The 25,655-nt window shown below is 70.2% G+C and carries 19 protein-coding genes; 13 read left to right on the top strand and 6 right to left on the bottom strand.

Annotated elements, in window-relative coordinates; translation table 11 throughout:
* The first annotated feature begins 331 nt into the window (after nt 1-331).
* The 7 genes from ACTWQN_RS06130 (at nt 332) to purH (ending at nt 9,681) form a co-directional block, all read left to right on the top strand.
* Nucleotides 332-1,963 carry a hypothetical protein gene (locus tag ACTWQN_RS06130; RefSeq protein WP_443202325.1) on the top strand — a complete coding sequence of 544 codons (1,632 nt, stop codon included), beginning with the start codon at nt 332-334 and terminating at the stop codon, nt 1,961-1,963.
* Nucleotides 1,964-2,325: 362 nt separating this feature from the next.
* Nucleotides 2,326-3,492 carry an ADP-forming succinate--CoA ligase subunit beta gene (gene sucC / locus ACTWQN_RS06135; protein WP_443202326.1) on the top strand — a complete coding sequence of 389 codons (1,167 nt, stop codon included), beginning with the start codon at nt 2,326-2,328 and terminating at the stop codon, nt 3,490-3,492.
* Nucleotides 3,493-3,496: 4 nt separating this feature from the next.
* The gene (sucD, locus tag ACTWQN_RS06140; RefSeq protein WP_443202327.1) at nt 3,497-4,381 is read left to right on the top strand and encodes a succinate--CoA ligase subunit alpha; all 885 of its coding nucleotides are present in this window, start codon (nt 3,497-3,499) and stop codon (nt 4,379-4,381) included.
* 176 nt (nt 4,382-4,557) lie between these two features.
* Complete coding sequence (locus ACTWQN_RS06145; protein ID WP_443202328.1) at nt 4,558-5,487, top strand: DUF5336 domain-containing protein; 930 nt, start codon at nt 4,558-4,560, stop codon at nt 5,485-5,487.
* Between the two features lie 426 nt (nt 5,488-5,913).
* On the top strand, nt 5,914-7,347 hold the full coding sequence (locus ACTWQN_RS06150) for a cell division protein PerM (RefSeq protein WP_443202329.1): 1,434 nt from the start codon (nt 5,914-5,916) through the stop codon (nt 7,345-7,347).
* Between the two features lie 178 nt (nt 7,348-7,525).
* Complete coding sequence (purN, locus tag ACTWQN_RS06155; RefSeq protein WP_443202330.1) at nt 7,526-8,119, top strand: phosphoribosylglycinamide formyltransferase; 594 nt, start codon at nt 7,526-7,528, stop codon at nt 8,117-8,119.
* Nucleotides 8,116-9,681 carry a bifunctional phosphoribosylaminoimidazolecarboxamide formyltransferase/IMP cyclohydrolase gene (gene purH / locus ACTWQN_RS06160; protein WP_443202331.1) on the top strand — a complete coding sequence of 522 codons (1,566 nt, stop codon included), beginning with the start codon at nt 8,116-8,118 and terminating at the stop codon, nt 9,679-9,681. Before purN ends, purH begins: the two co-directional genes overlap by 4 nt.
* A 233-nt stretch (nt 9,682-9,914) precedes the next feature.
* Here the strand turns inward: purH and ACTWQN_RS06165 are convergent, their stop codons facing one another.
* The gene (locus tag ACTWQN_RS06165; RefSeq protein ID WP_443202332.1) at nt 9,915-10,175 is read right to left on the bottom strand and encodes a type II toxin-antitoxin system RelE family toxin; all 261 of its coding nucleotides are present in this window, start codon (nt 10,173-10,175) and stop codon (nt 9,915-9,917) included.
* Nucleotides 10,172-10,438 (bottom strand): type II toxin-antitoxin system Phd/YefM family antitoxin, encoded by a 267-nt coding sequence (locus ACTWQN_RS06170; RefSeq protein ID WP_443202333.1) that lies wholly within the window; start codon nt 10,436-10,438, stop codon nt 10,172-10,174. The genes ACTWQN_RS06165 and ACTWQN_RS06170 overlap by 4 nt, the downstream gene beginning before the upstream one ends.
* 289 nt (nt 10,439-10,727) lie before the next feature.
* On the opposite strand from ACTWQN_RS06170, the gene imuA' reads away from it, so the two are divergent.
* The 4 genes from imuA' (at nt 10,728) to ACTWQN_RS06190 (ending at nt 19,249) form a co-directional block, all read left to right on the top strand.
* On the top strand, nt 10,728-11,441 hold the full coding sequence (gene imuA', locus ACTWQN_RS06175; RefSeq protein WP_443202334.1) for a DnaE2-dependent mutagenesis accessory factor ImuA': 714 nt from the start codon (nt 10,728-10,730) through the stop codon (nt 11,439-11,441).
* A 5-nt stretch (nt 11,442-11,446) separates the two neighbouring features.
* Entirely contained in the window at nt 11,447-13,114 is a 1,668-nt protein-coding gene (locus tag ACTWQN_RS06180; protein WP_443202335.1) for a DNA polymerase Y family protein, read from the top strand.
* A gap of 74 nt (nt 13,115-13,188) precedes the next feature.
* A complete protein-coding gene (locus ACTWQN_RS06185; RefSeq protein ID WP_443202336.1) occupies nt 13,189-16,494 on the top strand; it encodes an error-prone DNA polymerase in 3,306 nt (1,101 codons plus the stop codon).
* Between the two features lie 394 nt (nt 16,495-16,888).
* Nucleotides 16,889-19,249: a glycoside hydrolase family 2 protein gene (locus ACTWQN_RS06190; protein WP_443202337.1), complete on the top strand. Its 2,361-nt coding sequence runs from the start codon at nt 16,889-16,891 to the stop codon at nt 19,247-19,249.
* A gap of 155 nt (nt 19,250-19,404) precedes the next feature.
* On the opposite strand, the gene ACTWQN_RS06195 is transcribed toward ACTWQN_RS06190, so the two are convergent.
* On the bottom strand, nt 19,405-20,682 hold the full coding sequence (locus ACTWQN_RS06195) for an ArgE/DapE family deacylase (RefSeq protein ID WP_443202338.1): 1,278 nt from the start codon (nt 20,680-20,682) through the stop codon (nt 19,405-19,407).
* A gap of 57 nt (nt 20,683-20,739) precedes the next feature.
* On the opposite strand from ACTWQN_RS06195, the gene ACTWQN_RS06200 reads away from it, so the two are divergent.
* Nucleotides 20,740-21,201 carry a universal stress protein gene (locus ACTWQN_RS06200; RefSeq protein ID WP_029536194.1) on the top strand — a complete coding sequence of 154 codons (462 nt, stop codon included), beginning with the start codon at nt 20,740-20,742 and terminating at the stop codon, nt 21,199-21,201.
* Between the two features lie 4 nt (nt 21,202-21,205).
* Here ACTWQN_RS06200 and ACTWQN_RS06205 read toward each other — a convergent pair whose 3' ends face one another.
* Together ACTWQN_RS06205 and ACTWQN_RS06210 are read right to left on the bottom strand one after the other, a co-directional pair.
* Nucleotides 21,206-21,916, bottom strand: a complete 711-nt coding sequence (locus tag ACTWQN_RS06205; RefSeq protein ID WP_443202339.1) for a methyltransferase — start codon at nt 21,914-21,916, stop codon at nt 21,206-21,208.
* A 75-nt stretch (nt 21,917-21,991) separates the two neighbouring features.
* Nucleotides 21,992-22,342 (bottom strand): VOC family protein, encoded by a 351-nt coding sequence (locus tag ACTWQN_RS06210; RefSeq protein WP_443202340.1) that lies wholly within the window; start codon nt 22,340-22,342, stop codon nt 21,992-21,994.
* A gap of 45 nt (nt 22,343-22,387) precedes the next feature.
* Between ACTWQN_RS06210 and ACTWQN_RS06215 the strand changes: the two genes are divergently transcribed.
* Entirely contained in the window at nt 22,388-22,978 is a 591-nt protein-coding gene (locus ACTWQN_RS06215) for a pentapeptide repeat-containing protein (RefSeq protein ID WP_443202341.1), read from the top strand.
* A gap of 361 nt (nt 22,979-23,339) precedes the next feature.
* Here ACTWQN_RS06215 and ACTWQN_RS06220 read toward each other — a convergent pair whose 3' ends face one another.
* Complete coding sequence (locus ACTWQN_RS06220) at nt 23,340-25,622, bottom strand: TNT domain-containing protein (RefSeq protein WP_443202342.1); 2,283 nt, start codon at nt 25,620-25,622, stop codon at nt 23,340-23,342.
* Nucleotides 25,623-25,655 lie beyond the last annotated feature (33 nt).

The raw sequence follows: 25,655 nt of genomic DNA on the forward strand, positions 1-25,655 counted from the left end.
TACTGGGAGTGGTCGTCGCGCAACGAAACTGCCTGCGGCTTCGTGATCGACGAGATGCGGACCGATTGGCCGATGGCGGGCCGGGAGATGCCTCGATCCAGATACCTCCCAGTAGCAGAATGTGATACGAGTCACACTCTAAGAGCGGCTTGATGGGCATCCGCAAGTGCTCCGTTCGGGCGTCGTGGGTCAGGGATGTCCCGGAGGGCGCGCGCCGGTGGCGGTGCGCGGACTCGGGGTTGCTAGCGTCAGCGCGGTGACTGCGCGGCCCGACCTCCCGTCCGACGGTTCGTCGGCTCCGGCCACGAATAGGCTGGCCTCCGATCTCCCGATGCGACTGCGAGTTGCGATCGTGGTCGCCGTCGGCGGGGCCCTGCTCATCGGCCTCGGGCCACTGCTCGGACTCGTCGCCCCAAGCGCCCCTGCGGCCTTCCCGGCCTGGCCCCTGCTGCTGGTGCTCGCCCTGCTCGCGCCCGCGGCGTCGCTCGTCTTCGCCCGCCTCGGGCGGCTCGGCGCAGCAGCGGCCCTGCTCGTCGGCCCGGCAGTGCTCGCGCCCGGACGCCTGGTGCTCGACCTGCAGTTCGCCGTCGACGCCGGGCTGGCCTCTCGACCCGAGCTGCTCCGCACCGAAAGCCTCGACACCTTCGCGCCGTCGATCGGCGTTTGGCTGCTGATGGCCGGACACGTCGCGGTGATCGTCGCTGGCATCCTCGCGGTGCAAGGCGTCGAACGTGGCGATGAGGGGGCCGGATCGCACCGGCAGGGCCTGCTCGCGCTCGTGCTGTGCGCCAGCGTGCTCGCCGCCGTCGGTGTCCTGATGGCGCCGTTCGGCTCGAACGATCCCTACCTGTTGCCGGATCCGGCCCTCGACGGACCGCTGGCGGTGCTGATCGGCAGCGTCCTGCTCGCCATCGGCGCGCCCAGCGCGGCCGGGTTCGTGGCGGGCTCCACCGACCCGGACTTCGCCCGCGGTGGACTGCTCGGCGTGGCCGCCGCGTTGGCCGGTGTCGCCGTGCCGCCGCTGGTCTCCGCCGCGGTGCTCGACGACATCCAGTTCGCCTGGGGTCCCGTGCTGGGGCTGGTCGCGGCCGTCGCGTTGGCCGTCCTGGCCGTGCCCGCCGGGCGTGCCGAATCCGCCGAACCCGAAGAGCTGCGCCTACCCGCCTTGACTCGGCTGATCACTCTGTCGGCCGTGTTCGCGCTGGTGGCGGGCGTGCTGGCGGTGCTCGCGGCGGCACTGCCGCAGGTGGAGATGCCCTCCGGTCTGCGCGACCCGTCGCCGTATCCCGCGCGGATGCTGTGGCCAGCCGGGATCTTGCTGGTGGCGCTCGGCATCGGCCTGCTGGTGCCGCGTGCGGCGCTTCGGCTGCGCCCGATGCTGACGGTGGTGTGGGCGCTGATCCCGTTCGCCGCTGCCGGTGTGCTCGACGCGGTCTTCACCGCGGTGCAGGCAGCCGACGCGCATGCCGGGATCGGTGCCTGGGCAGCCGGGATCGCGGTGCTGTTCGCCGCGCTCGCGGCCACCACCGCGGCCATCGCCGGGGCGGTGGAACGCGACGACGTCGACCTCACCGAGATCGCGATGCACCGGCTGGTGCTGTTCCCGTCGCTGGTCGCGCTGCTGCTCGGCGCCGGGGCGTTCAGCGTTCCGGTGGTGACCGCCCCCGACTACACCGCGCCCGGCGTGTTCAACGCCTTCGGCACGACATCCTGGGGACTGGTGATCGCGCTGGTCACCGTGGTGGGCGCGGCCGTGGTGGCGCCGATGTGCCGCCCCGCTCGGGCGGCCGCGCTGCTGTGCGGGGCCGCGCTGGTCGTGGCGGTCCGGGTGCTCGAATTCCCGCTGACCGCCGAACGGCTCCCGGATTCGACTCCCGGCCTGGGGCTGTGGTTCGGTGCGGCCTGCGTGGTCGTGCTGCTCGGCACCGCGCTCGCGGCCGCGCGCAGCCCGCGCACCGCGTGATCCAGCAGCGGATGCTGGCCCGGTAGCCAGCTGATCAGGAAGAACGGGCTGCTGCGGGGAGAGTCGCCGACATCGCCGCACCGGGTTCGAAGCCGAGTTCGTGCAAATCACTCGATCTGAGGCCTTGCCCCGACGCGGCTGGCCGTCGAGAATCCCAGGAACACCGTCACGGTGCGCTGTTCCGTTCGTCACCACGAACGTCGATATCGACCTGCCAGAGCAGGCGAATCTCCGTGCTGGACGGTTCGACCAGGCCTAACGCCTTATCTCAGGTGAGGCAGTTCACCAGGTGCGCCGCCCTATGCCTCATCGCCGGTCGATATCGTCACCGGAGTCCGTCACCGACGTCGCAGGAGAGTCGAGTGGACCTGTACGAGTACCAGGCGAAGGAGCTCTTCGCCTCCCACGGAGTGCCGACGCTGCCCGGCGCCGTGGCGACCGACCCGCAAGGGGCCAAGGCAGCCGCCGCAGAACTCGGCGGGCCCGTCGTGATCAAGGCTCAGGTCAAGACCGGGGGCCGCGGCAAGGCCGGCGGCGTGAAGCTGGCCAAGACCCCCGATGAGGCCGAGGCCAAGGCCGAGGAGATCCTCGGCCTGGACATCAAGGGCCACATCACCCGCAAGGTGCTGGTAACCACCGCCTCCGAAATCGCCGCGGAGTACTACTTCTCGTTCCTGCTCGACCGCGCCAACCGCAACTTCCTCGCGATGGCCTCGGTCGAGGGCGGGATGGAGATCGAAGAGGTCGCGGCGACCAAGCCCGAGGCGCTGGCCAAGATCGCGATCGACCCGATCGAGGGCGTCGACCAGGACAAGGCGCGGGAGATCGTCGCCGCCGCCAACTTCCCGGCCGATGTCGCCGACCAGGTCGCCGACGTGATCGTCCAGCTGTGGGAGACCTTCGTCGCCGAGGACGCCACGCTGGTCGAGATCAACCCGCTGGTCAAGGACCCGCAGGGCAAGATCGTCGCGCTGGACGGCAAGGTCACCCTGGACGAGAACGCCGCGTTCCGCCAGGCCGGTCAGGCCGAGCTGGTGGACAAGGCCGCGGAGGACCCGCTGGAGGCCAAGGCCAAGGAGAAGGGCCTCAACTACGTCAAGCTGGACGGCGAGGTCGGCATCATCGGCAACGGCGCCGGGCTGGTCATGTCCACTCTGGACGTGGTGGCGTACGCCGGTGAGCGGCATGGCGGTGTGAAACCGGCGAACTTCCTGGACATCGGCGGCGGCGCCTCGGCCGAGGTGATGGCCGCGGGCCTGGACGTCATCCTCGGCGACCCGGCCGTGAAGTCGGTGTTCGTCAACGTCTTCGGCGGTATCACGGCCTGCGACGCGGTTGCCAACGGCATCGTGCAGGCGCTGAAGATCCTGGGCGACGAGGCCACCAAGCCGCTGGTCGTCCGACTCGACGGCAACAACGTCGAGGAGGGCCGCCGCATCCTGGCCGAGGCCAACAACCCGGTCGTGACGATGGCGGACACCATGGACGGTGCGGCCGACAAGGCCGCCGAGCTGGCTGCGGGGGCATGAGGCCATGGCTATTTTCCTCAACGAGAACAGCAAGGTCATCGTTCAGGGCATCACCGGCTCTGAAGGCACCAAGCACACCGCCCGGATGCTGCGCTCCGGCACCAACATCGTCGGTGGTGTCAACGCCCGCAAGGCCGGGCAGACGGTCGAGATCGAGGGCAAGCAGCTCATGGTCTTCGGCAGCGTCAAGGAGGCCATGAAGGAGACCGGCGCCGACGTGTCGGTCGTCTTCGTGCCGCCGAAATTCGCCAAGGACGCCGTGATCGAGGCCATCGACGCCGAGATCGGCCTGGCCGTGGTGATCACCGAGGGCATCCCGGTGCACGACTCGGCCTACTTCTGGGCGCACGCCAAGGCCACCGGCAACAGGACCCGGATCATCGGGCCGAACTGCCCGGGCATCATCTCGCCCGGCAGGTCCAACGCGGGCATCATCCCGGCCGACATCACCGAGCAGGGCAAGATCGGTCTGGTGTCCAAGTCGGGCACGCTGACCTACCAGATGATGTACGAGCTGCGGGACATCGGGTTCTCCAGCTGCGTCGGCATCGGCGGTGACCCGGTCATCGGCACCACCCACATCGACGCGCTGCAGGCCTTCGAGGAAGACCCGGACACCGAGGCGATCGTCATGATCGGCGAGATCGGTGGGGACGCCGAAGAGCGGGCGGCCGAGTACATCAAGGCCAACATCACCAAGCCGGTGGTGGGCTACGTGGCCGGTTTCACCGCTCCGGAGGGCAAGACCATGGGCCACGCCGGTGCCATCGTCTCCGGCTCCTCCGGCACCGCTGCGGCGAAGAAGGAGGCCCTGGAGGCCGCCGGGGTCAAGGTCGGCAAGACGCCGAGCGAGACCGCCAACCTGATGCGCGAGATCGTCAAGGGCTGAGCCCGATCTCGACACGTCCTTTTCGGGGCCGGACGCCTTCGGGAGTCCGGCCCCGGTGGCTGTTCGCCGGAAAAACGTGCCCTGCGGTCCGCCGGTGCACCGGCGCCGGTTGATTGGATAGCGTCAGGACGCTCCGTCCGCGCGCCACGAGTGTTCTTCGAGGAGTCTGTCCAGCTATGTCAGCGCCCTACCCCAAGCCGCCGCCACCACCGGTCGCTCCGGAGCCCGTTCGTGCGGGGCTCGGGTTGAAAGAAATCCTCGTCCTGGTGGCTGCTGGCGCTGGCCTGATCGGCTACCTGATCGGCTTCTTCGACGCGATCGCCGGGGTAGCCATCGGCAGCATCACCGGGTTCGCGCTCGTCGTGGCCACGGCGCTGGCGGGGCTGCGGTTCGTGCCGAAGACGCCGAACGCGTTGTTCGCGGCGGCCCCGCTGTCCGCCTACGCGACGCTCTCGCTGCTGCAGGACCTCGTCGGCGGCAACTCGGGCGGGATCGTCGTGGTGCTCCTGCTGCTGGCGCTCGTGCAGCTGGCCGCCGTGGTCGGGGTGTTGTTGATCGAGGGCGGGATCATCAACGCGCCGTCGCAGCCAGCGCAACCCGCCAAGCAGGCGCAACCGGCGTTCGGGGCGCCCGGTCCGTTCCAGCCGGGCAAGCCCGGCGGTCCTGGCGGCCCCGGCGGCTGGAGCCCAGCGGGCCAGCCGGGTCAGGCCGGTCAGCCAGGCCAACCGGGTCAACCAGGCCATCCGGGGCAGCCCGGTCATCAGGGGCAGCCCGGTCAACCTGGTCAGTTCGGCCACCCGGGCGGCGGTTGGGGTCCGCCGTCCGGTGCCCAGCCGCGGCAGCCCGGTGGGCGGAACCCGTCCTCGGACGGCTTCCCTGACTCGGACCAGCCCGGTCAACCCGCGCAGCAGCAGCCAGGTCAACCCGCGCCGCAACCGAGCCAACCCGGCCAACCTGCGCCGCAACAGGGCCAGCCAGGTCAGCCCGCGCCGCAACCGAAGCAACCCGGCCAGTCCGCGCCGCAGTCCGGCAAACCGGGCCAAGGCGGTGGACCGCAGGGCACCCAGCAGATGCCGCACCCCGGCACCAACCCGCCCAGCTTCTGATCAGCGAGTTCCGGTCGTCGAGGCGAGTGCCCCTCGCACCCAGGTCGGGCCGGTAGTCGATCAGCTCCGGAGGGCTGTGGACCTCGAATCCGCAGCCGAGCGCGGCCAGCCGGAACGCCAGCCAGCCCAGCGTGTCGGTGTGACTGCGCTATCGGGAGCTGTGCTCATCGATCGGCCCCAACTCGCCGTGACCGTCGCCGAACTCGGCGGCCCCCGTGCTGCGCGTGACCCCGTGGATCGTCGCGCGCGACACCAGTGGGTGAGAATCCCCGTTCGCATCGCAACGATCGCTCACGGCACTCGGCCATCGTCGGACGGATCCCGGCCGACGCGTTCTCCCGGGTGGACAGCGGTTGTCGCTCGATGGGCGGAGGCAGCGGCGTGTTGTGAGCCTTTCGGTGTAATGCCGGTGCGACATTCGGCGGCGTGTCCGTGCTCGACTCGATCCCCCACGCCATCGCCGAAACACCGCACGAGCGCCGGCTCGGGATCCGCTGGTGGTTGCTCGTCGCGGCGGTCGGCGCCGTCCTGCTCATCGGCTACCTCGCCACGGCGGGCCTGATCGCGCTGGTGATGGCCACTGCCACGAGCGCGCACTTCGACCCGATCGTGGTCCTGCTGGCGGCCCTGCCCGGATGGCTCGCGCTGCATCAAACGCCGCTGACGATCACGGGCGCGCCGCTGAGCGTGCTGCCACTGCTGCCGACCGTGCTCGTGATGCTGTTGATCGCCGTGGCGTCCGGATGGGTCGCCCGGCGGTCCCGGCTGCGGCGCCCTGACCAGGCGTGGCCGGTGATCACGGCGATGGGACTGGTGCACGCCTTCATCGGCACCAGCATCGCGGTGGCCATGGGCGGACCGGTCAGCGCGGTCCCGGTGGATGCCTTCCTGAGCTGCGGGTTGACCGCCACGATCGCCGCGACGGCAGGTGTGGCGAACCGGTGCGGGCTGATCTACCTGGTTTGGGAACGGGTCGAGGCCGAGGTCTGGTCGGGAATGCGGATCGGGCTGCTCGCGGTGGCCGCGCTGGTCGGGGCCGGCGGCGTGGTGCTGCTGTGCGCGATATGCGTGTCGGCCCCGGAGATGGCCGCCGCGCTCGAACGATCAGGGGCGGCCGGCGATGCGATCGGGGCCACCCTGCTGTCGATCCTGTACCTGCCGAACGCGGTGCTGGCCGGTTGGTCTTTCGCCACCGGGACCGGCCTGTCGATCGGTCGGTTGACGGCCCAGCCGCTGCACGCCACACCCGGCCCGGTGCCCGACCTGCCGCTGCTCGCGGTCCTGCCGACGCACGACTCGGCGGCCTGGTGGGCCACGTCGTTGGCGCTCCCGCTCGTCGTCGGCGCTCTCGTCGGGACCGCCTGCCGCCGAGTCCCCGGCGCACTGTCGCGCAGGCTGCTCGCCGTCGGTGTCGCCGCTGTCGTCGCCGCGGTCGGCACGCTGGTGCTCGCCTGCATCGCCGGAGGCGACCTGGGCAACGGCCCGATCGGCCCGGTGACGCTGCATCCGGTGGTGCTGGCCGCGGCAACGCTGTGCTGGCTCGCCATTCCGGGGGCGGGTGTCACCTGGCTCGCCGGGCCGGACATCGGCGACGAGCCCGCCGACACCACTGACGCCGACTCGGCGGACGAAACGGCCGCGAGCGACCCGGGAGGCGAGAGCGCGGACGCATCCGGCGACGCCGACGGCTCCGGTGACGCCGCAGCTGACGCCGCAGCTGACGCCGTCGAACTGGACGACTTCGCGCCGGAGATTCCGCATGCCCGCGAGGCGGCGGACGCGGATCCGCCCGAGCACAAGCCCACCGAGATCGACCCGACCGAGTTCGACGGCGACCCCACCGAGGCCGACCAGAGGTGAGGGCTGCGCCACTCGCCCGGCCCCTGCCGACATCGGCGCCGCAATCAGCGCTTACGCTGCTGCGAGAGATCGTGCCGAGGCATGTCAGGAGCGAACGCTGAACCCGAGTACGACCAACCAGCCGAGCACCGCCGCGCACTCCCGGCCCAACCGGTTCGCCGCGAGCAGCCCAGCGCGGGTGGTCGTGTTGGTGTCCGGCTCCGGCACTCTGTTGCAGGCCCTGCTCGACGTGACCGGTTCGCCGGACTACCCGGTGCGCGTGGTCGCGGTTGGCGCCGATCGCGATGACATCGAAGGACTCGCCCGCGCCGAGCGCGCTGGGGTGCCGACCTTCGTGTGCCGGGTCGCCGACCATCCCAGCCGCGCCGACTGGGATCGGGCGCTGACCGAGGCCTGCGCGGAGCACGAGCCGGACCTGGTGGTCTCCGCTGGTTTCATGAAGCTCGTCGGCGCCGATTTCCTGGCCCACTTCGACGGCCGGTACCTCAACAGCCATCCAGCACTGCTGCCGTCGTTCCCCGGCATGCACGGGGTGCGGGACGCACTGGAGTATGGGGTGCGGGTCACCGGCTGCACCTTGTTCGTGGTGGACGCTGGCGTGGACACCGGGCCGATCCTCGCGCAGCAGGCCGTCGAGGTGCGGCCGGATGACGACGAGGCGAGTCTCCACGAGCGGATCAAGGCCGTCGAGCGGCGGCTGCTGGTCGACACCCTGGAACAGCTGGCGTTGCACGGTTGGACCGTGCAGGGACGGAAGGTGAGTATCCCGTGACCTCGAACTCGCAGGAGCGGCGAGGCGTTCGCCGCGCGCTGATCGGCGTGTCGGACAAGTCGGGTCTGCTGGAGCTGGCCACCGGCCTGCACGCCGCCGGGGTGGAGATCGTGTCCACCGGCGGCACGGCCCGCACGATCGCGGCGGCGGGCGTGCCGGTCACCCCGGTCGAGGAACTAACCGGGTTCCCGGAGGCGCTCGACGGCCGGGTCAAGACGCTGCACCCGAGGGTGCACGCCGGGCTGCTCGCCGACTTGCGCCGCCCGGAGCACGCCGACCAGCTGCGCGAGCTGGACATCGCGCCGTTCGAGCTGCTGGTGGTGAACCTGTACCCGTTCGTGCAGACGGTGGCGTCGGGCGCCGGTGCGGACGAGGTGATCGAGCAGATCGACATCGGCGGTCCGGCGATGGTCCGGGCGTCGGCGAAGAACCACGCGAACGTCGCGGTGGTGGTCGACCCCAGCCGGTACGAGTGGGTGTTGGAGCAGGTCCGCGAGGGCGGCTTCACGCTGGCCGACCGGACCGAGCTGGCCGCGGCCGCGTTCCGGCACACCGCGTCGTACGACGTCGCGGTGGCGTCCTGGATGAGTCGGGTGCCGACCGGCGACGACTCGGTGTTCCCCGGCTGGATCGGCGAGACCTGGGAGCGCCGCAGCGCCCTGCGCTACGGCGAGAACCCGCACCAGCCCGCCGCGTTGTACGTCTCCGGTGGCGAGGCGACCGGGCTGGCTGCCGCAGCGCAGTTGCACGGCAAGGAGATGTCCTACAACAACTACGTCGACGCCGACGCGGCCTGGCGCGCCGCGCACGACCACAGCGAGCCGTGCGCAGCGATCATCAAGCACGCCAACCCGTGCGGCATCGCGGTGGCCGACGACATCGCCACCGCGCACCGCAAGGCGCACGAGTGCGACTCGGTGAGCGCCTACGGCGGCGTGATCGCGACGAACCGCGAGGTGTCGGCGGCGATGGCCGAGCAGGTCGCCGAGATCTTCACCGAGGTGATCGTGGCGCCGGGCTACGCCGACGGTGCGGTGGACGTGCTGAGCCGGAAGAAGAACATCCGGATCCTGACCGCGCAGCCGCCCAAGAGCGGTCGGATCGAGATGCGGGCGATTTCCGGGGGCATGCTGGTGCAGGGTTCCGACGCGATCGACGCCGAGGGCGACGATCCGGCGAACTGGACCTTGGCCACCGGCTCGCCGGTGGACGAAGACACCCTGGCGGACCTGGAGTTCGCCTGGCGCGCCTGCCGCGCGGTGAAGTCCAACGCGATCCTGCTGGCCAACAACGGGGCGACCGTCGGCGTGGGCATGGGGCAGGTGAACCGGGTCGACTCGGCGCGGCTGGCGGTGTCGCGGGCGGGCGACCGGGCGAAGGGTTCGGTGGCCGCGTCGGATGCGTTCTTCCCGTTCGCGGACGGTCCGCAGGTGCTGTTGGACGCCGGGGTGCGCGCGATCGTGCAGCCCGGTGGTTCGGTCCGGGACGCCGAGGTGATCGCCGCGGCGGAGGCCGCCGGTGTGCCGGTCTACTTCACCGGCACGCGCCACTTCGCGCACTGACGATCACGGGTGGGGCTTTGGGTGTTGCCCCAGCCCAAAGCCTCATCCGTCTTGGTATTCGCCGATACTCGGCGAACGCGCTGTCAATCCCGTCGCCGCTGGTGTTGTCGGCCAGTCGAAGTTCGTCGAGGTAGGCAGCCCACTCGTCTGCGTTCCGCCGCAGCCGGTCGTAGGCGGCCAGGACTGCTGCTTGTTCGGCGTCGTCAAACTCGGTTGTCTCGGGCAATGGTCACCTATCGGTAGACGTCGGCTCGGTAGGCGATTCGGACGACTTCGACGACCACTGTGTCGTCTTGAATCGCGTACACCACGCGGTACGAACTCCGGTGAGTCGAATGCAAGCCTTTGAACTCCGCGAACAGGGGTTTGCCGAGCTGGTGCGGGTTTTCAGCCAGTGGTCCGAAGATGAACTCCACGCAGGCGGTCGCGACTTTTTCCGGGAGGCGGGCAAGGTCGCGCTCGGCCCGTGCGGTGATCTTGATCGGGTAGGTCACTGCAGGTAACGCCTCTTGATCTCTTCGGCGTCAACGAAGCGCCCTGCGGCTGCGTCGGCCATGCCTTCTCGGATGGCCTCTGCTTCGCCGGAGGTCGTCAGGAGGTCCAGGGTTTCTTCGAGCGATGACAGGTCTTCAGGTGAGATGAGGACTGCGGCGGGACGGCCATGCCGGGTGATGGCCACTCGATCATGGGTGCTCTCGACCTGCGCGACCACCTCGGACAACCGGTCGCGAGCTTCTCCCAATGGAATCGTCGTCATGGGGAAATTCTAGCCAAAAGTTTGGCGATGGTATGTCATCGAACTGATGTTCACCCAATCTGGTCAGCGCTCTTGACGCGGGCCGCTGTGCAGGGTTTACTTGAGTTGTTCGAACTGAGGTTCGAGTTCGGAAGTGGTCGGTGTCGGGGTCGGCCCACTACCGATGGAGCTGGCGCTGTGTTCGGGTGCAGGCGCAGCGCTGGCTCCTCCGCTGTCTTCCCCACAGCGGCTGAATGGGTGCCCGCACCGGGGTCGGGCACCCATGCGGTCACGATGTGGGGAGGCAGCGATGTCCGCGACGGCGTCCTTGACGGCGCTTGGCGCGTCCACGGTTGACGGGGTGTCCGTGGGTGCGCCGGTCGTCGAGGCGGGCGGCGTTCCCGGGGCGGGCCGGGTGCTGCCCACGCGGACAGAACTCGCCGCCGTGCTGCCATGGCCAGGCCTGCGCCGTGGCAGCACGGTGGCGGTGCACGGATCGGTCTCGCTGCTGTTCGCGCTGTTGTCCGAGGCGACGGCGAACGGGTCGTGGGCGGTCGTGGTGGGACTGTCCGGCCTCAGCCTGGTCGCGGCAGCCGAAGCAGGGGTGGAGCTCGCCAGGCTCGCGCTGGTTCCGCGGCCGGGCGGCGATCCGGTGGGCGTGATCGCCGCGCTGCTCGACGGGGTGGACCTGGTGGCGGTCGGTGGCACCGGACGGGTGGCCGACTCGGATGCCCGGCGGCTCTCCGCGCGGGCGCGCAATCGGGGTTCGGTGCTGCTGCCGTTCGGTCCGTGGTCGGGGGCCGAGGTACAACTGCGCTGCGTCGATGCCAGTTGGCGAGGTCTTGGGCAGGGCCATGGCCACCTGCGGGAACGGGCCGTCACAGTGCGTGCGGGCGGGCGCGGTGCGGCGTCCCGGCCGCGTTCGTGCCGACTGCTGCTCCCCACGCGTGACGGTGCGATCGGGATTCCGGTGGACGAGCCGGGCGAGTCCGCCCGGCCCCAGCTGCGCCCGGTGGCGGGGTGAGCGCGATGAGCACGCTGCCGCCTCGTCGACTTGTCGTCTGGTGCCCGGACTGGCCGGTGGTCGCCGCCGTCCGCGTTGCCGACCTCGGGCCGCTGGTGCCTGCCGCGGTGTTCGCGGCGAACCGGGTGGTGGCCTGCTCGACAACGGCGCGTGACAGCGGGGTGCGCCGTGGCATGCGGCGTCGCGAGGCGCAGGGTCGTTGTCCGGAACTGGTGGTCTGCGAACACGATCCGGCCCGGGACGCGCGGCTGTTCGAACCGGTCGTGACGGCGGTCGAAGAACTGATCCCGGGGGTGGAGATCGTGCGCCCCGGCCTGGTGTCCGTTCCGGCTCGGGGGCCCGCCCGCTACTTCGGTTCCGAGGAGGCCGTGGCCGAGCGCCTGGTGGATCAGATCGATGCGCAGGTTGGCGTCGAGTGCCAGATCGGCATCGCGGACGGGCTGTTCGCGGCGGTCCTGGCCGCTCGGCGCGGCAAGCTCGTCGCGCCGGGGCGCAGCCGGGATTTTCTCGCTCCGCTGCTGATCGAGGAGATCGACCAGTTGGCCGACCAGCTCACCGAGCAGCGTGCCGCTGATCAGGCGGAGCTGGTGGATCTGCTGCGGCGGCTGGGGATTCGCACGCTGGGCGAGTTCGCCGCGCTGTCCGCGTCGGATGTCGCGACCAGGTTCGGGCGGGCCGCGCTGCTGGCGCACCGCGCGGCCGGCGGCCGGGAAGAACGACCGGTCCAGCGGCGGCAGCCGCCACCGGACTTGGTGGTGGTCGAGAATCTCGACCCACCGGTGGATCGGGTGGACCGGGCCGCGTTCGTGGCCAAGATCCTGGCTGATCAACTGCACGCCAGGCTGGGCGACCTCGGGCTGGCGTGCACCAGGCTGGGGATCTCGGCCCGCACCGAGCACGGCGAGGAGTTGCACCGGGTGTGGCGGTGCGCGGCGCCGTTGACGCCGGTGGCCACCGCGGATCGGGTGCGCTGGCAGCTCGACGGGTGGTTGAACGGCCGCAGCGGGTCGCAGCGCCCGACGGCCGGGGTGAGCGTGCTGAGCCTGCGGCCGGAAGAGGTCGTCGGGGCGGGCGGGCTGCAGCTCGACCTGCTCAGTGCCGCGACCGGAGAAGCCGATGCCCGTGCTGGGCGTGCGTTCGCGCGGGTGCAGGGAATGCTCGGGCCGGAGGGAGTCCTGACCGGGGTGCTCGGCGGCGGCCGGGATCCGCGCGATCAGGTGCGGTTCGTGCCGTGGGGCGACGAACGGCGTCCAGCGCTGCTCACCGACCGGCCGTGGCCGGGGCGGATCCCGTCGCCGTCGCCATCGGTGGTGCCGGATTCGCCGTGGCCCGCGGTGGTGCTCGACGCCGAAGGGCGACCGGTGGGCGTGACCGACCGGCATCGGCTCACCGCCGCGCCGAGCCGCGTCGAGGTGTCGGGCGGGCGGTCGCGAGCGGTGTCCAGGTGGGCCGGGCCGTGGCCGGTGGCCGAGCGCTGGTGGGTGGAACTGCTGGCGGCCGGTGCCGGGCAGACGGCTCCGGCCGCGCAGGTGCCGCCGCGGCAGGTGGTGCGGATCCAGGTCGTGCTCGAAGCGGATTCGGGGCCCGGTGCGGCCGACCTCGATGCGGGCGAGGTGGCGCTGTTGCTGGTGCACGAAGCGGCTCGGTGGTGGGTGCAGGGCGCCTATCGATAGTGACGAACACTCGTTCGAGTGGAGTGCCGGTTATTCGGTGGCGACGGTGATTCGAACAGGAGTTCACTGGTTTCATGAGTTGGTTCAACCCTCCCCAGACCTGGTCGGACCTGGAGAAAGCGCTCTCCGGTCGACCCCCTTCGACCGATGTGCGCGGTCGCCGCGATGAACGACATCCCGGCGACGGGAACGACAGTCCAGCGTGGACTCGGCGGCGCGGCAAGTACCAGGCGGATATCGTCCCCGCGACTCCGGCGGTGCCCTACGCGGAACTGCATGCGCACTCCAACTTCAGCTTCCTCGACGGTGCGAGCCACCCCGAGGAGCTGGTGGCGGAGGCGGCGCGGCTCGGCTTGGAGGCGATCGCGCTCACCGACCACGACGGGCTGTACGGGGTGGTGCGCTTCGCCGAGGCAGCGGCCGAGCACGGGATGCGCACCGTGTTCGGCGCCGAGCTGAGCCTGGGGCTTTCGGCGCCGCAGAACGGGATCGCGGACCCCGAAGGTCGCCACCTGCTGGTGCTGGCCCGCGATCCGGCCGGTTACGCGAGGTTGTGCCGGGCGATCAGCGAGGCCCAGTTGGAGGGCGGGGAAAAGGGCCGCCCGGTGTACGACCTGGAGAAGCTCGCCGGGGCAGCGGGCGGGCACTGGCAGGTGCTCACCGGGTGCCGCAAGGGCGCTGTGCCGATGGCGCTCGCGGAGCGCGGTCCGGCGGCAGCCGCCGCGGAGCTGGACCGGCTGATCGCGCTGTTCGGTCAGGACCACGTCACGGTGGAGTTGACCGACCACGGGTTGCCTGCCGATTCGGCGCGCAACGACGTCCTGGCCGAGCTCGCCGACCGTGCCGGACTGTCCACAGTGGTCACCACCGGTGCGCACCTCGCCCGACCGGAACGCGCTCGGTTGGCCGCGACGGTGGCGGCGATCCGGGCGCGCCGCAGCCTGGACGACATGGACGGCTGGCTGCCCGCCTGGGCGGGCAACTACCTCCGCTCCGGCGCGGAGCTGGCCGAGATGTTCGCCCGCTACCCGGGGGCCGTGCAGCGGGCCGCCGAACTCGGCCGGGAGTTCGCCTTCGACCTGCGACTGGTCGCGCCGAAGCTGCCCCCGTTCGACGTGCCGCAGGGGCGCACCGAGGCGAGTTGGTTGCGCGAGAAGACCTACCAGGGCGCGCTTGAGCGGTACGGCCTGCCGCAGCAGAACCCGGCGGCCTACCAGCAGATCGAGCACGAGCTGGCGGTGATCGAGCACCAGGAGTTCCCCGGCTACTTCCTGGTGGTGTTCGACATCGTGGAGTTCTGCCGCAAGCACCGGATCCTGTGCCAGGGCCGGGGTTCGGCGGCGAATTCGGCGGTGTGCTTCGCGCTGCGGATCACCAACGCCGATCCGGTGCGCTACGAGCTGCTCTTCGAGAGGTTCCTGGCGCCGGAGCGGGACGGGCCACCCGACATCGACCTGGACATCGAGTCGGACCGCCGCGAGGAGGTGATCCAGTACGTCTACCGCAAGTACGGCCGCATGCATGCCGCGCAGGTCGCGAACGTGATCAGCTACCGGCCGCGATCAGCGGTGCGCGACGTCGCGCGGGCCCTCGGCTACTCACCCGGTCAGCAGGACGCCTGGAGCAAGGAGATCGAGCACTGGGGGCCGCTGCCCGAGGACTCCGAGATCCCCGAGCCGGTGCGGGAACTGGCCGACGAGTTGATGGGGTTTCCACGGCACCTGGGCATCCACTCCGGCGGGATGGTGATCTGCCACCAGCCGGTCAGCGAGGTCTGCCCGGTGGAGTGGGCGAGGATGCCCGGTCGCACGGTCCTGCAGTGGGACAAGGACGACTGCGCGGTGGCCGGACTGGTCAAGTTCGACCTGTTGGGCCTCGGCATGCTCTCGGCGTTGCACTACGCGATTGACATGGCTCGTGAGCACCATGGGATCGAGGTCGACATCGGCGAGCTCGACCTGACCGACGACGCGGTGTACGAAATGCTGCGGCGGGCCGATGCGGTCGGGGTGTTCCAGGTGGAGAGCCGCGCGCAACTGGCCACGCTGCCGAGGTTGAAGCCGCGGAAGTTCTACGACCTCGTGGTGGAGGTGGCGCTGATCCGGCCGGGCCCGATCCAGGGTGGCTCGGTGCACCCGTACATCCGACGCCGCAACGGGCTGGAGGAGTGGGACTTCGAGCACCCGGCGATGGCCGGTGCGTTGGCGAAGACCCTCGGTGTTCCGCTGTTCCAGGAGCAGCTGATGCAGTTGGCGGTCGATGTCGCGGGGTTCTCCCCGGCCGAGGCCGACCAGCTGCGGCGGGCGATGGGGGCCAAGCGCTCCGCGGAGCGGATGCAGCGGCTTCGCGGACGGCTGTTCGAGGGAATGGCGGCCAAGGACATCACCGGGGAGCTGGCGGAACGGATCTACCTGCGGATGCTGGCCTTCGCGAACTACGGATTCCCGGAAAGCCACGCCCTGAGCTTCGCGCAACTGGTGTTCGCCAGCGCCTGGTTCAAGCACTACTACCCGGCGGTGTTCTGCGCGGCGCTGCTGAAGGCCCAACCGATGGGTTTCTATTCGCCGCAGTCGCTGGTCGCGGACGCCCGGCGGCACGGAGTGCGGGTGCGCGGACCGGATGTCAACGCGAGCCGAGCCCAAGCCGATCTGGAGCTGGATGCCGACAGCAAGGGCGGGCAGGCGGTGCGTTTGGGGCTGGCTTCCGTGCGCAAACTCGGTGACAGCGTTGCCGACCGGTTGGTCTCGGAACGCGCGGAAAACGGTCCGTACGTCGACATGGCCGATGTGGCGCGCCGAGCTCGGCTGAACGCTGCGCAGATGGAGGCGTTGGCAACGGCTGGCGCGTTCGGCTGCTTCGACCTGTCCCGGCGGGAGGCGTTGTGGAACGCCGCCGCCGCTGCCGGTGACCGGCCGGATCGGTTACCGGGCACCACCGCGTCGGCCCCCGCCCCGGTATTGCCCGGGATGGACGGCGTGGAGATGGCCGCTGCGGACGTGTGGGCCACCGGGGTATCACCGGACAGTTTCCCGTTGCAGTTCGTGCGATCCAGGTTGGACGAACTGGGTGCTCTTCCGGCGTCGCGTCTGTCCGAAGTGGAGCACGGTGCTCGGGTGCTGGTGGGCGGTGCGGTGACGCATCGGCAGCGACCGGCCACCGCGGGCGGGATCACGTTCCTGAATCTGGAGGACGAGACCGGCATGGTCAACATCATGTGTTCACCGGGCTTGTGGGCGCGCTACCGAAAAGTCGGGCGGAACAGCGCAGCGTTGCTGGTCCGCGGAATCGTGGAACGAGCAGAGGGGGTGATCAACCTCAGAGCGGACCGGCTGCAGAAGCTGGATGTGCGCATCCCCTCAACCTCCCGTGACTTCCACTAGCTGGGCGCAGCCTCGCGTCTCGTGCGCGATGCGATCACCGAACTTGGCGTCGCCCCCGCCTGACCGGCAGTGCAAGAACACTCCTCCCTCCCAGGGTGTTGTCGAACTGCCCACGCAGGCATTGGGGACGCCAAGCGCCCGGACACGACGTGCGTGCCGGCATGCCGTGTCCGGGCCTGCCCGGTGGCGATCGCATGCTGCGGAGCACGTATCGGAGCGCTCGGCGGCTTCCGACTGAACGGCTGTCCTTGTTCTTGTTTGGAGCGGCGCAGCTGGCCAACGCTCGCAACCGGCCCAATGCTCGTAACCGGCAGCGCTACGGGTTATCGGGCGCACCGAACCCGGCCAGCCAGCACGCTGCGCGTTGGACCGGGCGAGAGTTAGCGTGATGTCGGTGGACAGGGTCGGTCCGGAATCACGCGCGACCGCTTCCCGTCGTGCGTTCCTGCTGGGGATCGGTGGGCTTGCCGTCTCCGGCCCGGTGCTTGCTGGCTGCTCAGCGCCCCGCGAGGCGCAGACCGGCTGGTTGTTCGGCGAGTACCGGCCGGGGTGCACCGACATCGGCTACGACGAGGTGGGCCTGACGCCGGTCGTCTTCCCGCACTGCGTCGCCGAGTTGTCCTGGTGGAAGTGGGATCCGCAGTCGTGGGAACGGGTGTGGGTGTACCGGTGTCACGTGGCTCCGGCGAGGCTGCGGGAGCGTGTCGTGTTGGCCTTCGACGGGGTGCTGTCGACTGCGGAGGTGTTCGTCAACGGTCGATCGATCGGGCGGCAGATCGGTGGCTATCTGCCGTTCGACTTCGAGATCACCGATGCACTGGTTCGGGACGACAACGTGCTGGCCGTGGTCGTGGACTCCCGGTGGGGCATCAACGTCCCACCGGATCGGCCCCGGCCGTGGCGGCCGCGGTCGATCGATTTCTACCAACCCGGTGGGATTCCCCGGCAGGTGCGGATCCGCCGTCGTCCGTCGCTGTTCATCGCCGACGTGCACGCGGCGCCGATGGACGTGCTGCGGTCGTCCAGCGCTGCGCGAGTGGAGATCTCCGGACAGCTCGATGCGCGGGAGGCGATGGGGCCGGTCTCGGTTACCGCTGAGCTCGTGGACGGTGCCCGGGTGGTGGCGGAGGCGGCAACACAGCTCACCGTGGACGGTGCGGGCCGTTCGCCGTTCGCGCTCACCTTGCGAGATCTCGGGGAGATCCGGCTGTGGGATGTCGATGCGCCGAACCTGTACGAAGTCCGGGTTTCGGTCGTCGCCGATGGTCGGCGGGGCGACGAGACGCGCACCAGGATCGGCTTCCGGGACGCTCGATTCGAGTTGGACGGCTGCTACCTGAACGGGCGGCGTGTGCAGCTGTTCGGTCTGAACCGGCACGAGTGGTACCCGTACGCCGGGGCTGCCATGCCGGATCGGGTGCATCGACGGGACGCCGAGATCCTCAAGGACGACCTGAACTGCGTGCTGGTGCGCTGTTCGCACTACCCGCAGTCCGAGGCCTTCCTGGACGCGTGCGACGAGTTGGGGTTGTTGGTGTGGGAGGAGGCACCGGGTTGGGACTACATCGGTGACGCGGACTGGCGCGCCCGGGCGCTGAGCAATGTCGAGCGCATGGTGCGGCGGGACCGCAACCATCCGTCGATCATCGTCTGGGGAACCCGCCTCAACGAGACCGAGGACGACGTGCAGCTGTATTCGCAGACTCGTGCGATCGCCGATCGGCTGGATGGGACGCGTGCCACGACCGGCGCGGTGAACAGTTCCATCGTGGGCAACGGCCCGGTCATCCCGACCGAGTACCGGGACCCGTTCGTCACCACCGCACTGGTGCAGGACGTCTTCGCCTTCAACGACTACCTGGCACCGCGCGGCCGCGAGCTGCCGTCTCTCCGGGAGCCGCGCACCGACCTTCCGTACCTGGTCAGCGAGGCTGTGGGCGTGTTGGTCGGGCCGCGCGCGTTCCGCCGCACGGACAGCGTCCAGGTGCAGGCCCGGCAGGCGCTGCTGCACGCGGCGGTGCACGACAAGGCGATGTCCGATCCGCGTTACTGCGGTCTGCTCGGCTGGTGCGCGTTCGACTACCCGTCCGGGCACGGCAACGCCAGCCACGGGGTCAAGTGGCCGGGGGTGTTCGACCTGTTCCGGGAACCCAAACTGGGGGCCGGTTTCTACCGCGCCCAGGTGGACCCGGCGCGGCGCGTGGTGATCGAGCCCGCGTTCTACTGGGGCGCGGACACGGTGCCGGGCACCGCGGAGATCTGGTCGAATTGCGAGAGCTTGGCGGTGTTCGTCGATGGCCGCCCGGTCGCACCGCCCGCGGTACAGCGGAGGCGCTTTCCGCACCTGCGGTATCCGCCGTTCGTCGTCGAGCTACCGGAAGTCGCCGGGGATCTGCGGATCGAGGGGCGGATCGGTGGGGTGGTCGTGCTTTCCCGGTCGTTCTCGTCGGATCGCACGCTCGACCGGCTGGCGGTGGTCGCTGACGACACCGAATTGACCGCGAACGGGGCCGATGCGACGCGCGTCGTTGCCGCCGTCGTTGATCGCTACGGCAACCGGCGTGGGTTCGCGGGTGGAACGGTGTCGTGGTCGGTGGCTGGTCCGGGGGTGCTGGTCGGCGACAACCCGCTCAACCTCGGCGACAGCGGCGGCGTCGGTGCCGTCTGGTTGCGAACCCGCGAACCGGGCTCGATCATCCTCACGGCCACCCATTCCGACTTCGGAACCCGACCGGTCACGATCACCGCCCGCTGACCACGGGGTGGCGTGACTTCGCGAGAACGGCGCCGTCGCCTTGGTGAACGAACTGCGACTTCGCCTCCGCCGGTGCGCGGCGTAGTCGCAACCCAGCGGTGCAGCAGCGGTTTGGTGTTGGGTGCAGTGTTGGGATTTCCGCGCCTGTGGAGCGGTCAAGCGGTGCCGCAGCGGCGGATGGCCAGCAGGGCGTAGGTGCGGGCCGCCCGCTCCAGGTCGGCGACCGGAACGTGCTCGTCGTGCGCGTGGGCGTAGCGGACATCGCCCGGTCCGTACTGCAACGTCGGGATCCCGGCGGCCGCGTAAAGCCGCAGGTCAGTGCCGTAGGGGGCGCCAACCACCGGGAGCTGCGCGGCTCCGGCCGAAGTGACGGCGTCGCGGGTTTCGTCGAGCAGCGGGTGCCCCTCGGGCAGCCGTCCGCTGGCGAACATCCCGCCGGGCCAGCTGACCCGCACCGGGTGTCGCGAAAGCCACGGATCCGCGGCGCAGGCCTGAGCGATGGCGGTGGTGAATTCGGCCTTGGCGTCGGCGATCGATTCGCCGAGCCGGACCCCGTAGCGACCTTCGGCGATCGCGAGGTCGGGCACCGTGCTGGCCCAGTCGCCGACCCTCGCCATGCCGACCGACAGCGGATACGGCACTTCCAGGTGAGCGACGAGCGGATCGGGGTCGGCGTTGCGGCGGGCCTCCAACTCGCGCAACACCGGCAACAGTTCGGCGAGCTTGTCCAGTGCGCTCACGCCCCGGTAGCGGGTTGAGCCATGGGTTCCCTGACCTGGTATTTCGATTCGGAAGGTGAGCGATCCACCGTTGGCGGCCACGATCGTCGCCGAGCTGGGTTCGGCCAGGACGCAGGCGGCACCGCGATGTCCGCGCCGCAGCGTTGCGAACGCGCCGAGCCCGCCGTCCTCCTCGCCGACCACGGTGTGCACCGCCACCGGTCGGCCGAGCCCGATCCCGGCCGTGCGGAGCGCTTGCAGCGCCCCGAACACGGCCGCCAAGCCGCCCTTCATGTCGCAGGTGCCGCGCCCGGCGGCAACCCCGCTTTCGACGCGCAACGCGTACGGGTCGCGGTTCGGCCAGCGGTCGAGATCGCCGGGCGGCACGACGTCGGTGTGCCCGCAGAACACCAATGCGGGCTCCGAGCCGTCGCCGCGTACCCCGACGCAGCCGTAGGCGGTGTCGCGATCGGCTTCCTGACCGGGGAAGTCGTCGAGCTCGGCGAGCTCTCGTACGTCGATGCGCCAGTGGTCCACCTGGTGGCCGAGTGCGGCCAGCCTGTCGGCGCACCACTGCTGGGCGTCGTGTTCGCCGGTGGTGCCGCCGACGCTGGGGATCGCGACGAGTTCCCGCAGGTCGTCCAGGATCCCGTGCACATCCACCGCGTCGAGTGCGCGACGTTCGAGGTCGGAGAGGGTTTGCGCGCCGTTCACGTTTCGAGTGTGTCGCATGCTTCCAACGGCCCGGCACGCGCCCACTACCATCTCCGCGTGGCCGAAGGCGACAAGACCGAGCGGGAATTCGAGATCGGCAAGGACGGGCTGGGCGGCATCGTCGTGGGCATGGACGGCAGCCCGGCGAGCTTCCACGCAGCTGCGTGGGCGGCTGGCCTGGCACGGCGCGAACGTGCCCGCCTGGTGCTGGTCTACGTGGAGGCGGTGGGCGGCGTCGCCTACTGGTCGCCGATGGGCGTCGCAGTGGCAAGTGAGGCCGCGGAGAGTTTGGTGGAGGAGTTGAAGAAGGAAGTCGTGTCGCACCTGAAGTGGGTGGACATCGACTGGGATTTCGTGCACCACCGCGGCGATCCGGCGGTCGGTTTGGAGCAGGTCGCCGAGCAGTACCGAGCGGATCTGATCGTGGTCGGCCGGTCCCGTCGCCGCGGCGGTCTGCTCGGCACGGTGCCCGCCACTTTGGTGGTGGAGGCGGTCCGGCCCGTGGTCGTCGTGCCGTGACAACTCACGAGTCCGGAGTCAGGACGAGGTAGGCGAAGCCGAGGACACCCCGGTATTCGCGCAACCACCGGGTGCGGTGTTCGTGGACGAGGGCGCGCACTTCGGCGTGCTCGGCCGCGGTCGGGTTCTGCAGCAGCCACTTCTCCAGGGCCGCGCACCAGCGTGATTCGAAGCTGTCCCACTCGTCGGTGTTGGCCGTGGCGAGCCGCAGCATGCGGTATCCGCACTTCTCGGTGAGTTCGACCAGTTCGGCGAGGGACATGTCCACGCCGAGGTCGTTGGGCGGCTGGGCTGCGGCTCTGAAGCCGTCGCCGAACAGCAGCCGACCACCGCGCCGCAGCCGGGGCCGAATCGCTTCGAGCGCCTGCCGGGTGCCGCCCCACGCGTGGCTGCTGCCGATCGCCAGGACGATGTCCGCGGTTTCGGTTCGGTTCGTGATGTCGTCCTGAACGAGTCGTACGCGCGCACCGACGCCTCGTGCGGCTGCGTTGCGGCGGCTTCGTGACAGTTCCTCGGCGGTGCTGTCGATCCCGATGCCGGTGGCGGTCGGTTCCGCTTCGAGCAGCCGCAGCAGCAGTTCCGCCCAGCCGCAGCCGAGATCGACTACTTCGGCGGCGGCCAGTGGCGCCAGGGCGGCGATCAGTTCTTCGGCACGGGCGTCCGACAGCGGCGCGTTGAAGTCCAGATCGGCGTGTGCCAGCACGGTCGGATTCATCCGAGGCAGGTTGGCAGAGTCATTCGCCGGACGCCACGGATTTTCGTGCCCGGCGATGGGAACGGCTATTAATGCTCAGCGGTGCGACAGGATGTTGAGCACGGTTCCGCTGGGGTCGCGGCAGAAGAAGCGGCGGACGCCCCACGGCTCGTCGGTCAACGGGTGCACGATCTCCCGGCCTTGCCGCTTGACCTGTTCATACGCGGCGTCGACGTCGTCGACCTCGACGGAGATGTCGGGGTGCACCGGTGCCGTAGCGTCCTCGCTGATGATGCTGATCTGCCGCTGCGGATCGTCCGGTGCGCTCACGGTGACGATCCAACCGAGGTCCATCACGACCCGGAAGCCGAGTACGTCGACGTAGAAGTCGCGGGCCGTCGCGAGGTCGTCGGCGTGGATGTTCGGTACGACTCGTCGCACATGCATGGGTGCCTCCGATCGGGTGTCGGCCTCGCATGCCACCCTAGGGGCATGGCGAGCGTGGTCGGCGAGGACTTCCAGGATGCGGTGCTGCCGGACCAGGAGTGGGAGGGGCGGACCTTCGAGCACTGCGACTTCACAGATGCTGACCTGACCGGCCTGCGCACCCGCAACTGCGTGTTCGCCGACTGCGTGTTCGTCGGGGCCGATCTCAACGAATCGCAGCACGTCGCCACCGCCTTCCGGTCCTGCAAGTTCGAGCGCACCGTGTTCGGCAAGTCCACTTTGGATGGTTGCAGCCTGCTGGGGTCGAGCTTCGTGGACTGCCGACTTCGAGCGTGGAAGCTGAGCGAGACGGATCTGACGCTGGTCGGCATGGGGCGGGCGGACTTGCGCGCGCTGGACCTGCGCGGAATCCGGTTCCGCGAAGCCAATCTCAGCGATTGCGACCTGCGCCGGTGCGATCTGCGCGAGGCCGACTTCACCGGGGCCCGAATGCTGAACACCCGTTTGGACGAGGCTGATCTGCGGGACGCCCGGCTGGACGCCGACGGGCTGCTCCACGCGAACCTCAAGGGAGCCCGAATCGACACGATGACGGCCCTCGCGTTCGCCGCAGCCCACGGCATCCGCGTCGACTGACCTTGGCCAACTCCCAGGTCCCCGCAGCCCCGGATTTCCGGAACCCCGCACTTCGAGCTACATCGAGCTTTTAGTCGTGGTCCCCGCAGGTGGGGTGTGCCGCCGCGCTGCGAGCGGTGTGGAGGGGCGGTTTTGCCAATACCTGGCCGTTGCTTGAGCGCGCTGGTTCTGCGGTCAGTCGTGGTGTCTGCCCATTGGTCGAGTTGGCGATTTCGCGAAAGCGCCGGTTCTCATGGGGAGGGCGGCGATTTCGCGCGAAATCGTCTTTCATCTCGCCCTGATCCGGTGACGAAAGGGGTGAGGGGCACCCTTGGCCAAGTTGGTTGGTCAAGGGCGCCCCTCACCTTTGGTGCGGGTTGGGTTACTCCATGGGTGGGCGGTCGTTGGCCGGTAGTTCGGCCAGGGTGCCGTCGGCGAGCAGTTCGCTGATCGTCGTGGGCAGCACGAACGCCGTGCCGCCGCCGGGCTGCTCGAACCACGGAACCGCCGTGCCGCGCAGGGCCTGGATCGGCCGCTGCACGCGGTAGGCGGAGTACGCGCGGTTCGACCACTGCGGCGGTAGCGAGCGTTGCTTGTACGGCGTGCGCATCGCGTACGTCACGTTGCCGTTCGGCTCGCCGAAGCGGTCCAGTTCGGTGCCCGGCTGCAGCATCACGACCCGCCGCTCCCGGTACAGCGTCAGCGGCGGTTCGCCGCTGAGCGGCTGGATCTGCGAACCGCCCTGCGGCTGACCGCCAGGCTGGCCACCCGGCGGCGGACCAGCCGGTTGACCACCGGGCTGGCCGCCCTGCGGCGGACGCGGCGGTCCCGGCGGCGGACCCTGCCGGTGCGGACCGGCCATGCCCGGCCCACCGGGCCCCGGCCGCCGCTCCGCGCCACCGACCGGCCCCTGCGCGGGCCCGCCCGGCGGCACCGGCGCTCCGCTTTCGCGGCGCGGCTGGCGCTTCGGCAACGGTGGCGGCGCGCCCGGCCCGCCCACGGCGGGACCGCCGACGGGCGGCTGCGCGGGCTGGCCGACCGGTGGCGACGGCGGCGCTGCCGGTGGCGGCGCGGGCCGGTCGAGTCGTGGTGCGGGCTGGAACCGGGTCGGCTCTTCCACGGGCTTGGCCGCGGGCGGCGCGGTTTCCTGGATCGGCGCTTCCGGCGCGGCGGTCGGCTCCTGGTTGGCGGTGAACAGCGGGTTCCCGCCGCTCGGCTCCGGTTCCGGCGCGGGCCGCTGCGGCAGCTCCGCAGGTTCCGGCGCCGCCGGGGGCGCCGGGAGCGCAGCGGGTGGCGCCGGTGCGGGTGCGACCGGTGCGGGTGCCGACCGGCTCATCAGCAGGCTGCCAAGCAGGTATGCGGCCGCGTGGTCGACGCGGGCGAACCGGACGTCCTCGCCACCTTCGGCGCCACCGGTGACGATCCAGTCCGGCCCTTCCTGGACCAGGCAGTGGGCATCCGCGCTGTGGCTGCCCACCCGGTAGGCATCGCTGTCCACCTGGTAGTCGGTGAGCCGATCGTGCAGCTGGGTCAGCACTTCCGAGGTGTCCGGTGCGTCGACGTCGTCGAGCACGTGCCGGGATCCGCCAGCCTGCTCCAGCTCGTCGTCGACCGCATCGGGCTGCGCGACGACGTCCGGTTCTGGGATCGGTTCCGGGGCGACCGGCTCGGCATATGCCGGTTCGGTGAAGTCCTGCGGCTGCTCGTCGAGGTCCTCGGCGGGCTGTTCGAGCAGTTCGCTGACGGCCGCATCGCGGGTGGCGTCGTCGACCTCGACCAGCTCGAAGCCGCGGCTGCGGATGTGCTCGACGAGTTCGGTTTCCGGTGGCACGCCGTACTGCGTGAGGTAGAAGGAGACCGCGCCCGGCCACAGCCAGGCGCCGTCGGTGTGCCAGGTGCCGGGCACCGACGCGGCGCGATCCGGGTCGAGCTGGTCCTCCTCGTCCTCACGGGCGGACAGCACGACCGGGGCGTTCTCCAGGTACTGGCGGAGCGGGTCGATCTCCTCGGCCGAGATCGGCTGGCGGTCGGCGACCACCGGGCGTCCCTGCTCGTCGTAGTCGTCGAAGACGTTGGCCACCTGGAAACCGTCGGCCGAGTCCGGGATCCCGGACTCGGCGTTCCCCGGCTCCGGGATCGGCGTTTCGGCGACCGCGGGTTCGGCGCTCGGGGGTTCGACAGCCGGGAGTTGGTCTGCCGGGCGCTCGGCCTCGACCGCCTGGGAGGGTGCCGTGCCGTCGAAGCGTTCCCGCATCCAGTCCGGGATGTTCTCCTCGGCACGCGGGTAGCGGCGCAGTTCGTCGACGTACGCGGCGCGGGGCAGCGGGCGCTGCCAGTGGGGTTCGGAATCGAAGTTGATATCGATTCGATAGCTGGATGGCCGCTCCACGACGTAGAGGGCGCTGAGCCAGGTACCCACATCGGGCCGGTACATGCCTTCGCGCAGGCGCTCGAAGATGTCCTGCAGTTCGGTCGGCGGCTCCCAGGGGCGGGAACTGCCGTCCTGCGCGGCGACCTCACCCAGCAGGTCGTGGTACTCACCGGTGGCGCGGTACTCCACCGTGATCTCCTGCCAGTCCTCGGGAGCGCCCTGTAACAGCAGAACCCCGATCCTGCGGGCGATCTGCTCCTGCTCTTCCGGACTGATCGCTGTCGGACGCGACATGGGTGACATCCTCCCCCTCTCGACGAGGCAACC

It is taken from the genome of Saccharopolyspora antiqui (assembly GCF_052246905.1).
In the GTDB taxonomy this organism is placed as follows: Bacteria; Actinomycetota; Actinomycetes; order Mycobacteriales; family Pseudonocardiaceae; genus Saccharopolyspora.

Bases quoted from the DNA above. Each gene is read 5' to 3' on its own strand.
- ACTWQN_RS06130 (WP_443202325.1), top strand. From the start codon at position 332: ATGCGACTGCGAGTTGCGATCGTGGTCGCCGTCGGCGGGGCCCTGCTC.
- sucD (WP_443202327.1), top strand. From the start codon at position 3,497: ATGGCTATTTTCCTCAACGAGAACAGCAAGGTCATCGTTCAGGGCATC.
- ACTWQN_RS06145 (WP_443202328.1), top strand. From the start codon at position 4,558: ATGTCAGCGCCCTACCCCAAGCCGCCGCCACCACCGGTCGCTCCGGAG.
- ACTWQN_RS06170 (WP_443202333.1), bottom strand. From the start codon at position 10,438: ATGACGACGATTCCATTGGGAGAAGCTCGCGACCGGTTGTCCGAGGTG.
- imuA' (WP_443202334.1), top strand. From the start codon at position 10,728: ATGTCCGCGACGGCGTCCTTGACGGCGCTTGGCGCGTCCACGGTTGAC.
- ACTWQN_RS06180 (WP_443202335.1), top strand. From the start codon at position 11,447: ATGAGCACGCTGCCGCCTCGTCGACTTGTCGTCTGGTGCCCGGACTGG.
- ACTWQN_RS06185 (WP_443202336.1), top strand. From the start codon at position 13,189: ATGAGTTGGTTCAACCCTCCCCAGACCTGGTCGGACCTGGAGAAAGCG.
- ACTWQN_RS06205 (WP_443202339.1), bottom strand. From the start codon at position 21,916: ATGAATCCGACCGTGCTGGCACACGCCGATCTGGACTTCAACGCGCCG.
- ACTWQN_RS06210 (WP_443202340.1), bottom strand. From the start codon at position 22,342: ATGCATGTGCGACGAGTCGTACCGAACATCCACGCCGACGACCTCGCG.
- ACTWQN_RS06215 (WP_443202341.1), top strand. From the start codon at position 22,388: ATGGCGAGCGTGGTCGGCGAGGACTTCCAGGATGCGGTGCTGCCGGAC.
- ACTWQN_RS06220 (WP_443202342.1), bottom strand. From the start codon at position 25,622: ATGTCGCGTCCGACAGCGATCAGTCCGGAAGAGCAGGAGCAGATCGCC.